This is a genomic window from Dyadobacter fanqingshengii, assembly GCF_023822005.2.
In the GTDB taxonomy this organism is placed as follows: domain Bacteria; phylum Bacteroidota; class Bacteroidia; order Cytophagales; family Spirosomataceae; genus Dyadobacter; species Dyadobacter fanqingshengii.
This window is the reverse complement of record NZ_CP098806.1, coordinates 988,567-1,002,063: the sequence shown is the minus strand read 5'-3', so window position 1 is coordinate 1,002,063 and position 13,497 is coordinate 988,567. Positions and strand designations below refer to the sequence as shown.

Annotated in this window: 10 protein-coding genes; 4 read left to right on the top strand and 6 right to left on the bottom strand. The window is 48.2% G+C overall.

The features are described 5' to 3' along the window. The first annotated feature begins 74 nt into the window (after positions 1 to 74). The 3 genes from NFI81_RS03980 (at position 75) to NFI81_RS03970 (ending at position 6,199) form a co-directional block, all read left to right on the top strand. Positions 75 to 3,401 carry a TonB-dependent receptor gene (locus NFI81_RS03980; RefSeq protein ID WP_234613999.1) on the top strand — a complete coding sequence of 1,109 codons (3,327 nt, stop codon included), beginning with the start codon at positions 75 to 77 and terminating at the stop codon, positions 3,399 to 3,401. A gap of 38 nt (positions 3,402 to 3,439) precedes the next feature. Continuing rightward, positions 3,440 to 4,924, top strand: a complete 1,485-nt coding sequence (locus tag NFI81_RS03975; protein ID WP_252176038.1) for a RagB/SusD family nutrient uptake outer membrane protein — start codon at positions 3,440 to 3,442, stop codon at positions 4,922 to 4,924. 102 nt (positions 4,925 to 5,026) lie between these two features. Continuing rightward, positions 5,027 to 6,199 carry an FG-GAP repeat domain-containing protein gene (locus NFI81_RS03970; RefSeq protein WP_234614007.1) on the top strand — a complete coding sequence of 391 codons (1,173 nt, stop codon included), beginning with the start codon at positions 5,027 to 5,029 and terminating at the stop codon, positions 6,197 to 6,199. Positions 6,200 to 6,271: 72 nt separating this feature from the next. Here the strand turns inward: NFI81_RS03970 and NFI81_RS03965 are convergent, their stop codons facing one another. The 6 genes from NFI81_RS03965 to NFI81_RS03940 form a co-directional block, all read right to left on the bottom strand. Beyond that, positions 6,272 to 7,510, bottom strand: coding sequence for a PQQ-dependent sugar dehydrogenase (locus tag NFI81_RS03965; RefSeq protein WP_234614009.1), 1,239 nt, complete (start codon positions 7,508 to 7,510; stop codon positions 6,272 to 6,274). A 185-nt stretch (positions 7,511 to 7,695) separates the two neighbouring features. Continuing rightward, a complete protein-coding gene (locus NFI81_RS03960; protein WP_234614010.1) occupies positions 7,696 to 8,796 on the bottom strand; it encodes a PepSY-associated TM helix domain-containing protein in 1,101 nt (366 codons plus the stop codon). 28 nt (positions 8,797 to 8,824) lie between these two features. Further along, positions 8,825 to 11,194 carry a TonB-dependent receptor gene (locus tag NFI81_RS03955; protein WP_234614011.1) on the bottom strand — a complete coding sequence of 790 codons (2,370 nt, stop codon included), beginning with the start codon at positions 11,192 to 11,194 and terminating at the stop codon, positions 8,825 to 8,827. Positions 11,195 to 11,334: 140 nt separating this feature from the next. Then, a complete protein-coding gene (locus tag NFI81_RS03950; RefSeq protein WP_234614012.1) occupies positions 11,335 to 11,712 on the bottom strand; it encodes a hypothetical protein in 378 nt (125 codons plus the stop codon). A 59-nt stretch (positions 11,713 to 11,771) separates the two neighbouring features. Then, on the bottom strand, positions 11,772 to 12,248 hold the full coding sequence (locus NFI81_RS03945; protein ID WP_234614013.1) for a hypothetical protein: 477 nt from the start codon (positions 12,246 to 12,248) through the stop codon (positions 11,772 to 11,774). Between the two features lie 103 nt (positions 12,249 to 12,351). After that, on the bottom strand, positions 12,352 to 12,723 hold the full coding sequence (locus NFI81_RS03940) for a hypothetical protein (protein ID WP_234614014.1): 372 nt from the start codon (positions 12,721 to 12,723) through the stop codon (positions 12,352 to 12,354). Between the two features lie 135 nt (positions 12,724 to 12,858). Between NFI81_RS03940 and NFI81_RS03935 the strand changes: the two genes are divergently transcribed. Then, on the top strand, positions 12,859 to 13,494 hold the full coding sequence (locus NFI81_RS03935) for an outer membrane beta-barrel protein (protein ID WP_234614015.1): 636 nt from the start codon (positions 12,859 to 12,861) through the stop codon (positions 13,492 to 13,494). Positions 13,495 to 13,497: the final 3 nt, after the last annotated feature.

Sequence of the window (13,497 nt, the reverse complement as noted above, 5' to 3'; positions counted from 1 at the left end):
TTTTTCAAGCCCAAACAAAACGTTCAAAACTAATGAAAAAACGAATACGCCTTCATCCTCTCATCCTACAAATTATGAGGATCACCGTTTTACAGTCCATTTTATTATGTGTTGGCATATCCCTGGGTTATGCCCACGAAGGACGTACGCAGGATCTGCTGGACCGTTCCATCACGATCAAAGTGGAGAATACCGAGATCCGCAAGGTTCTTGCGCAGATCGAATCGCAGGCGAAAGTGGAATTTGTTTACAGTTCCAATGCCATTGGTGCAAACCGTAAAATTAATGTGGCTGCTGTGAACAAGAAGCTGTCGGAAGTGCTGAGTATGGCATTAAAACCATTGAACATTTCTTACAGCATTGTCGGCGGTCAGATTATGCTCCAAAAAATACCGGAAAAACCTGCTCCTGTTAACCCTGAAAAAGAAGAGGCTGCGATCATTGACAAACAAATTTCAGGAAAAATAAGTGACTCAAAAGGAGGCGCATTACCTGGTGTAAGCATTGTACTGAAAGGTTCGCAGCAAGGGACGATCTCGGATGCAAATGGTGCGTTCGCGATCAGTGTGCCCGATGAGAATGCTGTTCTGGTCTTCTCATTTGTGGGTTATACCAGCCAGGAAATCGCTGTTGCCAATCAAACCAGCATCGACGTCGTACTGGGTGATGATGAAAAATCACTTGATGAACTGATTGTGGTGGGTTATGGAAAACAATCCAACCGTCAGCTTTCCAGCTCTATTGCAACGGTCAATGGCAAAGATCTGGCCGACCTTCCCGTATCGCAATTCACACAAAAATTGCAGGGAAAGCTGGCCGGTGTGCAGATTTCACAGGCAACAGGCACACCGGGCGCGGGTATGACCGTGCGTATCCGTGGCGCCGCGTCCATCACTGCCGGAGCCGACCCTTTGTATGTGGTTGACGGAAACCCCATTGTTGGCGGCATCAGCAACATTAACCCCAACGAAATTGAAAGCATCAGTGTGCTCAAAGATGCCTCCGCAACGGCGCTATACGGCTCGCGGGCAGCAAATGGTGTGGTCCTCATCGAAACCAAAAAGGCCGTTGCAGGCCAGACGCGCATTGATTACAGCACCTATTTCGGGTTTCAGCAAGTGCCTCAGCGTGGCCGTCCGGACATGATGGATGCGAGGGAGTTTGCAACCTGGCGCAAGGAGCTGGCCATTGAAAGAGGCCTTGATGTAGACCCTGTTTTTCAAAACCCTGAGCAGTATGGAGCGGGCACCAACTGGTATGATGCCATCACCCGTACAGCACCCATGACGGATCACAGCTTATCATTAAGCACGGGCTCCGAAAAATTCAGCACAACGGCTACGGCGGGTTTTCTAAGCCAGGATGGCGTTGTGGTGGGATCAGGTTATAAGCGTTACTCCTTACGGATCAACACCAATTTCCGTCCGCACGAGAAATTCAACATTGGCCTTAATGTGGCTCCGACTTACGCTACCAACACCAATTCAGGCGTGGATAATGTGGGCGGTGCGTTTAACGAGGCTTTGCAAACTTCGCCCCTTGCTCCACTGAAAAATCCGGATGGATCATTGACATTGACTGCCTTTTCACCGGGTATGTTCGCTACGCCTAACTACGCAAGAACGCTGACCGACAGAGTAGTAAATAACAAAGACATCCGTATTCTTTCCAATATGTATGCTGAATACCAGCCATTAAAAGGCTTATATCTGCGCACATCCGGTAACATTGATATGGGAAGCTCCCGCGGTTTTGTCTTCAATGGCACAACCACGGGTGAGCGTGGCGTTGGTTTGTACAAAACGCCCACATCTGCGCTGAACCAGGGGTCTTACCTTTCCTGGGTTAATGAAAATACACTGAACTATCAGAAAGAGGTCGGTCAACACAGCTTCGACGCGCTGATCGGATTTACTGCGCAAAAGTTTCGCGATGATGCGAGTGCCGTCAATGGAAGTAATTATCCTGATGATAAGGTGCAAACCATCAGCGCCGCCGGCACAATCACCGCATCGAGCGGCATACAGGAATGGAGCCTGCTGTCCTACCTGGCGAGGGTAAATTATAATTACAAAGGAAAATATCTCGTATCGGCTTCGATCCGCCGAGACGGATCATCCCGCTTTGGTGTAGAAAACCGCTGGGGTAATTTCCCTTCCGTATCGCTGGGATGGATCTTGTCCGAGGAAAGCTTTCTCTCCAGCATTAAAACGATCTCTTTCCTCAAACTCAGGGCCAGCTACGGGATCACCGGGAACTTTAACATTGGTAACTACACGCATATCCCTACCATTTCCACGGCCAACTATGTTTTCGGTGGCGCACTGGCCGGGGGCAGAAGAGTGGATAACCTGGCTGACCAGGGAATTGGCTGGGAATCCAATGAGCAGTTCAACATTGGCCTGGACCTGAACCTGCTGAATGACAGGATCAATTTTACCTATAATTATTACCGCAAAAATACCAGCGACCTGCTCTTTAATGTGGGTGTTCCCCGGGCATCGGGCTATGGGAACATTCAGACCAACATTGGCGGGCTGAAATTCTGGGGACACGAATTTTCAGTAAGCACTTCCAACATTCAAGGCGAGCGTTTGAAATGGAATACGGATTTCAATATTTCATTTGACAGAAACGAGGTCGTTTCACTGGGGAACAAAACTTCCCGCCTCATCACTGGTCCGGGAAGCGGGGTCATTGGCGGTTCACACATCACCACAGTGGGACAACCGGTAGGGATGCTTTACGGGATGGATCATTTAGGTGTTTACAAAGACCAGGCCGATTTTGACAGCTCTCCAAAACATACCACTTCGCAAGTCGGCACGGCTAAATTCCGCGATGTGAACGAGGATGGCATTATTACTGTGGACGACGCGACCATCATCGGCAACCCGCACCCTAAGTTTATTTTCGGGATGACCAACACGCTTCAATACAAAAGCTTCGACTTTTCGGCAACCATATCGGGCACTTATGGCAATGATATCCTGCGCGGCTCGGAACAAACCCTGACGAACCTGGACGGTGTTTTTAATGTCCTGGCGGACGTGAAAGATCGGTGGCGGTCGCCGGAAAATCCCGGAAAAGGCAGATACGGAAGCCTGGCGGCAGGAACTACCGGCCTGGAACGCGACTGGTGGGGCAGCCACATGGTTTATAAGGCCAGCCATATTTCTATCAACAATGTGACGCTGGGCTACGCCGTGCCGCTCAAAACGACCAAAGGCCTGAAACGGCTTCGGGCATATGCAAGCGTTCAGCAGCTTCACATTTTTACCAAATATCCTGGCTCTAACCCGCAGGTGGCCGTGAGCACTGCTTCCACCGGCCTGGGGATCGACGGCGGATCTTATCCCGTTCCGCGGACTTACACGCTCGGAGTTAATGTTGGGTTTTAATTAATTAAGCAAAAATTTAATCGAATAAGGTCATGAGAATGAAGACCATATATATTTTAATGCTGTCCGCCGCGCTGGGATCGTGCAGCGATTTCCTGGAAGTTTCTCCGCAAAACGCAGTGGTGCCCGCCAATTTCTTCCAATCGGAAGCTGATTTTGCGCAGGCTGTAAACGGCGCTTATGCGCCGCTGCAAAGTTTATATAACAACCAGACAAGTTGGGCCATGGGTGAAATGCGCTCAGATAACACGCACTTTTTTTACAACAATGATTTCCGCTCGCCAATGCCAGAGGAGATCGATGAATTTGTGAACGGGGCCGAAAACACGGTCACTGCCGATCGCTATTACGTTAATTTTGACATCATTGCGCGTGCCAACAAGATCCTTTCTGTGATTGATGAGGTGAGTCTGGATAAAGCAAAAAGTGACAATTTCAAAGGTCAGGCGCTTTTCCTCCGTGCATTGGCTTATTTTGATCTGGTTCGCTATTATGGCGGCGTGCCGCTTCCGTTAACGCCGGCCTCCGATTTGGCTACGGCAACATTGCCCAGGTCCGGCAAGGAGCAGGTTTATGCGCAAATTATCGAAGATGCCACTGCTGCCACCGGCTTGCTGCTCGACAAAGCAACCCAGGAGCCGGGAAGGGCCACGTCGGGCGCCGCGTGGATGCTTTTGGGTGATGTGCACCTGGCGATGAAAAACTGGGCGGGCGCCGAAAGCGCACTCGCCAAAGTGACAGGCTATGCACTCGTGGGCGATTATGCTGCGGTTTTTAACCCATCCAATAAAAACCACTCGGAATCCGTGTTTGAAGTGCAATATCTGCAAGGAACTTCTCTGAACCTGTCCAGCTCATTCCCGTATGCTTTTGTTCCGCTCACGCCGGATTATGCCAAGCTTACACTAGGCCCGGTAGGATCGCAATCTGCGTCCGGGTCGGGGTGGAACATTCCTACCGATGATTTGCTGGCAGCATACGAAAGCCGCACCGTGGATAAGCGATTCAATACTTCAATAGGCTTTTTAACAGGGCCTTCGACCGTTTCCGACACGAGCTACGTCAATCTGCCTTACATTAAGAAGTTCCAGTATCCGCATTCCGTATTCAACCAAACCAACACAAATTTCCCCATCTATCGCTACGCAGAAACTTTACTGGCGCAGGCGGAAGCGGCGAATGAGCAGGGAAAAGTGGCTGATGCGCAAAACTTTCTGAACCAGGTGCGTAAAAGGGCCGGGCTAGCCAATACAACGGCAAGCAATCAGGCAACACTCCGCGCGGCAATCCTGAAAGAACGCAGGATAGAGCTGGCTTTTGAAAATAAGCGCTGGCTGGATCTGGTTAGAACGAGAAATGCAATTACAGTGATGAATGCTTATGGTGCGAAATTGAAGGCAAACCCGGCCTATTTCTATCTGACGCCGGCCACTTATACGCTGACTGAAAACGATCTTTTGTTCCCTATTCCTTTCCTCGAAATACAAGTCAATCCTGACCTGGATCAGAATCCGGGATATTAACGCATTAGTAAGAGATTATTCCTAAACCCCGACGAAGTAAACGATCCCTGGCGCTCTCACCGACCAGGGATTCGTTTTCAAATGTCATGCAAACCAAACATTATGAGCCAAAAATTGAAGTTAGTCACATTTGTTACCCTGTTTGCAAGCTGCTTTACCGCATCAGCCCAGGCGCAGCAGAAAGAAAAGCAGGCATCGCCGATCAAGTTTGAAAAGAGAATGGTCGCTTCCGAAAGCATTGAGTCCGTGGGTGTTTTTGACGTGGACAATGATGGCAAGCCAGACCTTGTTTCCGGTGAATTCTGGTATAAAGGGCCTGAATTTTTTGACCGTTTTTACATTGGCGAAGTGAAACGCGTCAGAGAATATTGGGATGATTTTGCCACCATTCCCATGGACGTAAACGGCGACGGAAAAATGGATTTCATCACCGGCGGCTGGTTCAACAAAAGCTTGATATGGCGTGAAAATCCAGGCAATAACAAAGATCCCTGGAAAGACCATATCATCGACGAAACAGGCAATGTTGAAACGGCGCGTGCATGGGATGTCGATAATGACGGACATCTGGAAATTGTTCCGAACAACCCGAACCTGCCATTTAAATTCTACAAACTGGACCGGGATAAAGCCGGGAAAGCGCTCGGCACATTTACCAAAGTGCAGGTCGCTGAAAAACAAGGCCATGGCCTTGGCTTCGGCGATTTGAACGGAGACGGACGGGGCGATTTCATCATCAGCTCAGGCTGGCTCGAAGCGCCGAAAGATGTGATGAAAGACAAGTGGGTCGCACATAACGATTTCACTTTCGAGGATGCGAGTGTGCCCATGATTGTCGCGGACGTAAATGGTGATTCCAAAAATGACATCATTGTAGGTCAGGCACATAGCTATGGATTGGATTGGTATGAACAAACCTCAAAAGCAGGTAAAACAGCGTGGACGAGGCACAATATCGACCCATTTACTTCCCAATATCATTCCATGGACTGGGTGGACCTGGACGGTGACGGCAAAATGGAACTGGTAACCGGAAAGCGTTATCGGGCGCATAACGGAGGAGACCCTGGCGAAAAGGACGTAGTAGGATTGTATTATTTTCAATGGAATGGGGAAGCATTTGTCAAGCAGACTATCTCTCATGGCCCTTATGGCGTTGGAAAAGGCATTGGCGTGTATTTCTCCATTGCGGATTTGACCGGCGATGGCCGAAAAGACATTATCGTGGCCGGAAAAGATGGGCTTTGCGTATTTTTTAATAAAGGCAATGAATAGTAAAAATTCCAACAAAAAAGGCAACCAGCGCTCGCCGGTTGCCTTTTTTGTTGTGCCGGTAACCCGATCGCATTATTTATAAGCGACCCGGTAAATCACACCATTGGTATCATCCGAGAAAAGCAGTGAGCCGTCTTTGTGCATAGCGACACCTACCAGACGACCAAAATGAGCGCGGTTGTTGCTCACAATGAAACCCGTAACGAAGTCGTCAAACCGAACAGGCTTACCATTTTCAAAATGCATGCGGACTATGCGGTAACCAACGGGTGAACTTCGGTTCCAGGAACCGCGCATCGCCACAAATGCATCGTTTTTGTACTCGCCCGGGAACATGGAACCCGTGTAAAATGCCATGCTCATCGGCGCAGCGTGTGCCTGATAAGTGAGCGAAGGCAATGAGGTTTTTTGCAGATATTGCTGGTAAGTGGTGTCGCCTGTTGGCCTTGTGCCGGGGTTATATTTTCCTTCTCCATAAATGAAAGGCCAGCCATAGTGCGCGTCCTGCTTGATCTGATTCACCTCCTCTTTCTGCTCATCATCACCCAGCCAGTCGATCCCGTGATCCATTCCCCATAGCTCGCTGGTTTCCGGGTGCCAGCCAAAACCGATTGTGTTTCTCAATCCTTTTGCAAAAATCTTGCGGTTACTGCCATCTTCTTCTGCGCGAAGAATAGTTGCCAGTTCGGGATTAGGCTCCACGCATGAATTGCAGGTGCTTCCCACCGTGATATACATTTTCTTATCCGGCCCGAAAGCAATGGTGCGGTTCGGATGTTGCCCACCGTCCGGCAAATCGTCAATCAGCATGCGCGGTTGTCCCAAAGTTCCGTCCGCATTCATGGTGGCTTCGTACACTTCTCTTACAGTCACCATAAACATTTTCCCATTGTAGATGGTGAGGCCGTGAACCTGTTTGATGGTCGCCACAGTCTTTTTGTCTTCCGCAATGCCGTCGCCATTCGCATCCGCGAGCATGACCACGACGCCTGCTTCACGGTCGGACGTATAAACATTTCCGTTGCTGTTCACCACCAGAATTCTGGGCTTGCCCACTCCTTCTGCAAATTTACTGATCGTGAAACCAGCCGGTACTTTCAATTGCGCAACATTAGCCTCAGTTGCGGCCTGCACAGCGGGATAAAAAACATAGCCTTCCACCTGTGTGGCCGTCTCCTCCTTATTTGTTTCGGGAACCATTGCGTCCCAGAAGCTGTCATCATCGCTGCAACTTGCCACCAGCATCAGCATGGAAGCGCTGAAAATCAGGACTTTGAGTCCCGTTCGTAAGGTTGGGTTAATCTTTTTCATAATGTAATCGAGTCTTTTGTAAGTTGATGAATGAATTGTTTTCTGCCTGAAAACCACCTGTTTAATATAAAACCATTCCCGCAGTTCGCACAGTGTTGCAAGCCACATTACCAACATTAATGATCCCATAACAACGTAAAAAGGCCAGCGAGCTGGCCTTTTTACGTTCTCGTATGCAATGCTTTTCAGCTCTTAACCCGCCGCCACCAAAGCAAAAAGCCCGTTATGGCGAGGAGGCCGGGTGTTAGCCCGATAAACACATATAAGATCTTTACCCCAAGTCCGCCAAAATTACCGACGTGCAAGGGGAAGAATGTTGCTTCAATGCGCGCTCCCAGAGGCTTCTCGGCAAAACGGCTGATTTGAAGAATTTCGCCGTTTTGCTGATCCATCCGCACTGAATTTCCGCTGCCCCATAATTTCAGCTGTCCTTTGGTATAACCCCTGACCTCGAATTTACGCCCTGGCTGTGTAGGCAAATAAACATAGGTGGGTTCCAGGTCCGGCATCGCCGACAACGCGCGGTGATATATCTGGTCGGACGAGACGGAAACGCGCGTGTTTGGTTTGGTAGGGACCAGTTCGTTCTGCCACGTTTTTGCCTGGAATGCAAACAGGTTCATCCAGAAACCAGTAAAGAAAATCACCGCATTCAGAAGCAGGGACCATACACCGACAATGCGGTGCAGATCTGAGCTGATCGTACGCCAGTTCTTGCGATTGACCCTGACCCGGAAGGTCAGGACTTTCCATAGCATTTTCCGGTATACGACCGCGCCTGTAAGCAGCGACAGCAGCATGGTAATGCCGAATATGGCCGTCAACGCAGCACCTGGCATGCCAAGCTGAAAACTGAAATGAAACTGAAACAGCCACTCGATGAAGCTCGGCGTGAACTGGGTTGAGGGTCCTTCTCGCAGGATAGCGCGGGTGTAAGGATTGAAAGAAATCAATGCCAGATCATATGTCATCAAACGGGTGTCATTGAAATACATTCTGAAATCATAAGCTTCGCCCGGCCCGGCATCGGGATTGACCCATGCAATGCCGTCGAGATTGGGATATCGACTGGTAATGTGGTCGTAACAACGCTGCAATGCATCATTGGGAACCGCATTTTCCGCAGATGAGACGTGCAGCAAATCCTGGTTGAAAAATTTGTCCAGCTCCGTTCTGAAAACCAGAACAGAGCCGCTTAATCCAAGCAGGATCAAAAATATCCCGGTAATCAGGCCGAGCCAACTGTGCAGCTTGAAAAGGCTTCGGCGAAACGATCCTTTTTTCATATAAAAGTCTGATAATTAAAGATGTGAATTACCAGAGCTGATAAGTAATCCCTACCCTTACATTAAAAGGATCGCCCAGTCCGGCCAATGTTACACCCGAACGACTTCCGGTGAAATAATGCTTGTTTGCCAGATTGTAAGCATTCACCTGTAACTGAAACCGGTTGCGCTGATAGGAAAGCGCCGCGTCGAGCACCGTATAGGAAGGGAAAATGAAATTTTGATTGCTTAACAAACCAACCTGATCACTTGCATAGCGAACACCCGCAGCCACTCCGAAACCTTTGAGTACACCGGATGGAAATGCATATTTGCCCCAGAAATTAATTTGATGCTTCGGCGCATTGGCAAAGCGGTCGCCTTTTTTACCATATGTACTCGTACTCACCAGCACGTGCTCATTGAATGCATATCCCGCAATCAGGCTCAGCGCATTCAGATTTCCGGTAACGGAAAACTCTCCGCCTCTGCTCCGCGTCCCGTCAATCGCTGCCTGCCGGTGCGAATTTTCGTCCGTAGGTGCCGCTGTCAGAATGTTTGCATAATCAATTTGATACAATGATAAGGTGGCAGACAGGCGGTTACTGAGCAGATCAGCTTTTGAACCAACCTCGTACTGGGTTGCCTTACGGGTTGGGAACGGGCCGCCGGCAAGCACATTATTGGAGGTTTGGGGATTAAATGACTTTAAGAATGTTCCGTAAATCGACACATTTTTCAATGGCAAATACACCAGCCCTATCCGGGGAATCCAGCCAGAAGCTTGCAATGCATCGCCCTGTTTGTTATCCCGGTCCGACAAGGGTGTTTCTTTACCATTATAATTGTCGTAACGCAAGGAAAGCAGTACTTTAAATCGGTTACCTACACTGACCTGATCCTGTATATAAGCCCCTATCAGGTTTGTAACCCGCTTATTATCATCCGATTCATCGGCCGGAACCGAAGCATCAGGAATACTGCCTGCATAATCCGGGTGAAGAATGGAGATCCTTGTCGAGGATTTGTATTGATAGTCATTTTGGGTCCAGCCATAACGGTTATAATCTGAGCCTGCCGTGAGCTGATGTCCCAGCGGACCTGTTTTTGCTGTATATGTCGCGAATGCAGTTGTTTGCAGACTAAACCGGTCCGTTTCCCAGTCCTGAAATCCACGACTGATGGAATCGTTCCGGATCCTTCCCACCGGAATGTGGTCTGTGTAGTCCAGCACATTTCGTACCGCCCGCTCGACGACCGTTAGTTTCAGGTTGTTACTGATCTGATGGTCAAAGGTCAACGTGGCCGATGCATTATGCGTTTTACCATAATCCGTCGGGCTTTGGATCGTCAGATTGTTGGGATAATAATTGAAGTCGAAACTGCCGTCAGGCCTCGAATACACGAAGCTCCCGTTGTCGTATTGTTGAACAGCCTTTTGATAAGCGTAATTCAGTTCGAGATTTAAGGAAGTCTTTCTGTTAAAAAGATAGGTCAGCGACGGTGCGATGAACAAATTCTTCTTCTCTTGATAATCCCTGAAACTTTCCGAACGGTCATACCCGATTATGGCCCGGTACAAAAGCTTTTTCCGGCGATCAACAGGCCCGGTGAAGTCAAGTGAAGCCCTACCAAAACCCCAGCTGCCCAAAGAGAGATCCACACTCGCTCGTTTTTCGGACAAGGGTTTTTTGGTAATAAAATTAACCACGCCACCCGGCGAACCTTCACTAAACAAAGCGCCCGACGGACCACGAAGCAATTCAACGGATTCAATGTTATAAAGCAGTGGCTGTTGGCTCCACAGGAACAGGTTTCCGCGGATACCATTATATAGTAAAAAACTGGCATCATTAGGTGAATAAGCCGTGAAGCCACGAATCTGAAAATTACCATTTCCGTTATTTGCCTTCATTCCTGTGAAAGAACCGGCAATCTCATTTAATGTAAAAGCCTGGCGGTCGCGTAGCACGGCGGAAGACAGGACCTGCACCGACTGCGGCGTGGAAAGTAACGGCGTATTGCTGCGTGTTGACGCACTCGAGGTCAGCACCTGGTAACGTGTCTTGGCTGTACTAACCACAACTTCTGCCAGTTCCTCCCTGCTTTCCGACAGTTGCAGATTCAGAAACGAATTCTTCCCTTTCGAGATCCGAAGGCTTTGGGTGTAAGCAGTGTAACCAATATTGGAAACGGAAAGGATATATGACCCTGGCGTAATACCCGTAAGCCTAAACTGACCATCGGCATCCGTAATGGTTCCGAAATCTGTACTTTGCAATGTGACGGAAGCCCCTGAGATGGCTTGTTGCACAGAATTCACGATACGGCCATTTAATATGCCCGATTCAGGCTGTGCGAAGACATTTGTGGAGATTGTTGTAACAAAAATTAACAGCGATAGATATTTGATATACATTAGAATATACAAATTGATAGATGTGCACATCCCGTATTCAGAATGAGCGCATGAATGTCTTAAATGTAAACAGATGAATTGCCCGTAGGAACATCAGCGTTCAACGGATAGGAAAATGCGTACAAAAACGCAACACGTGCTTACGCACAGGGAGGTGGAACGAGAATGGAAAGCGGGGCCTGATAGGAGGCCAGATGATAAGGGAAATTATGCTCCTGAGAAGGGGCGTAATGAGCTGTTAAAAACTCGAAGGAAGTGATTGGCGAAGAAAACAACTGAATCACAGGAATGTTCTGCACACGATCGCTGGTTTGCTTATCCTGCTTTTCCTGCTGCTCTTTAAGCTTTTTGGCCAGATAGCACTTACCATTACAATTTAACTGAGGCCTATCCCGATTTTCGCAGAGAACGCGGGTAATGTATGCTTTGTTGATCTGATAGTATGCGATGGTCCCCCACTGACTGAAAGTCGGCAGAATGGTTGTGATCAGCCATATGTAGACGATAATTGTACGCATCGGATTGCGGGGCAAATATATTAAAAAGGTTGCTTAGCGCAACCTTTTTAATATGGCCATTATTGACGGGGCTTAGTCGACTGCTTCGCATCACGGTTTTGATAATTCCCCGTTTTACCCGTATGGTTTTTGGTGTTTCTATCAGCCGACCCGCTTCCTTTTTTTACAGTTGTATCCGACTCAGTTAAATTCTTTCTGCGTTTTGCGATCGCTTCTTTGGAATTAAAGGACTTCGGATCTTTGCTTTCAGTATCAGAATAGCGCCCGACATCGTTTGCGTTTTTATGGGCTGCGCCACCCGGACGTGTGCTTCCATCGCCTTCCTTACTTTTTTGTGCACGATTCTCATCTGCATTGCCACTGCCGGCGCTGGCTGGTGCTGCCCCTGCTGCTGGCTTGCTGGCTCCCGCCGCCTGACTGCCCTGCGCTTTTTTATCCTGTTTGTCCGACTGGCCTGAGCTGGATGTGGTTTGCGCATAAGAATATGTGGCGGCACAAAGCATAGCAGCAAGTGCCAGATTTATTGTCTTCTTCATAAGATATCGGTTTTAATGTTGTGATGAATTATTCCGTTCACATTAAAAACCGTACCAAATGGGTATCAAATTTTAATAGCCGTTACATTAGCTCCCTGCAACTTTATTTTTTGGCCTCCTTAATGGCTTTTATCGGGAAATCTCCATATTGGGATGATACAGTGCCGGTTAATGTATCCCCTTTCTGCGCAAAGCTGTATTTGAAGACGCCTGCCTGGCTTTCCGTAGTGAAGGTCACTTTTCCCTGATCCACCACGAGTTCTTTCATCTCCTGTTTCTCAGTATCCCCAACATATCCGACCGTCTTGCTTTCCTTTTCTTCAAATGTAAAAAATCCGGATTCGTATTCTGGTGGAACGTCGCTGATCAGGTATTTCCAGGTGCCAACGATATCATTGGCAATCACTGCTTTTTTTGCCGCAACTGAGAAAATGGCCACCGCGATAACCATCAGGAAATAGTACTTTGTTTTCATCGTGAATCAGAAGTTTAAGTTTAACATGCTTTAACATTTTTCCTAAAATACTACAAATTATTTTCTATTTAATTACATTATTTTCACATATCTTGCTAAGTAATGAGTGGTTACTAACCCTTCAACGCCAGCAACATGAAACCGAAATTTTACACCTCATTGATCCTCACCGGATTTCTCTTTTCCTGGTCAGGCGCATTCAGCCAGGGTAAGTTTGCCATTTCTGCAACAGTGGCTCCTTTTTACGGACATTCCAAAAGCACCTTAGAAGTTATAGTGCCCGATTCATACAGCCCCGGAACATTTTCTACTGAGACCTGGAAATCGGAAGTGTCACCAAAGGGATATTGGGTGGGCTTGAACACAAGATACTCTTTTTCTGAAAAATGGTCGGCGTCAACGGGCTTGTGGTTTGGTTATTCCACAATAAAGAGCTCCACCACCAGCAGTCGTTCCCATAATTTTTCTATTCCAGTCCTTGCCAATTATCAGCCGTCCGCAAAAAAGTTATCGCCGTATTTTTCCGCAGGTGCGTTATGGAATTTTGGTACAACAAGCCGGTTAACGATCCCGGATATCGGAACGGCAACTTTCAAGTCGGGCCGAAACACTTCAAGGATATCGCCTATCGTCGGGGCGGGTGTGATTTATCGTTTTGCGCCGCGCTTATCGATCATTGCCCAGCCCACTTTCAGCTACGCAATCCCGCCTTCCGGTATCAACACCAAGGCATATCAACTGGCCCTGAATGTGCAATTAATGTTTCATTAACGC

Bases quoted from the DNA above. Each gene is read 5' to 3' on its own strand.
- NFI81_RS03980 (WP_234613999.1), top strand. From the start codon at position 75: ATGAGGATCACCGTTTTACAGTCCATTTTATTATGTGTTGGCATATCC.
- NFI81_RS03975 (WP_252176038.1), top strand. From the start codon at position 3,440: ATGAAGACCATATATATTTTAATGCTGTCCGCCGCGCTGGGATCGTGC.
- NFI81_RS03970 (WP_234614007.1), top strand. From the start codon at position 5,027: ATGAGCCAAAAATTGAAGTTAGTCACATTTGTTACCCTGTTTGCAAGC.
- NFI81_RS03965 (WP_234614009.1), bottom strand. From the start codon at position 7,510: ATGAAAAAGATTAACCCAACCTTACGAACGGGACTCAAAGTCCTGATT.
- NFI81_RS03960 (WP_234614010.1), bottom strand. From the start codon at position 8,796: ATGAAAAAAGGATCGTTTCGCCGAAGCCTTTTCAAGCTGCACAGTTGG.
- NFI81_RS03955 (WP_234614011.1), bottom strand. From the start codon at position 11,194: ATGTATATCAAATATCTATCGCTGTTAATTTTTGTTACAACAATCTCC.
- NFI81_RS03950 (WP_234614012.1), bottom strand. From the start codon at position 11,712: ATGCGTACAATTATCGTCTACATATGGCTGATCACAACCATTCTGCCG.
- NFI81_RS03945 (WP_234614013.1), bottom strand. From the start codon at position 12,248: ATGAAGAAGACAATAAATCTGGCACTTGCTGCTATGCTTTGTGCCGCC.
- NFI81_RS03940 (WP_234614014.1), bottom strand. From the start codon at position 12,723: ATGAAAACAAAGTACTATTTCCTGATGGTTATCGCGGTGGCCATTTTC.
- NFI81_RS03935 (WP_234614015.1), top strand. From the start codon at position 12,859: ATGAAACCGAAATTTTACACCTCATTGATCCTCACCGGATTTCTCTTT.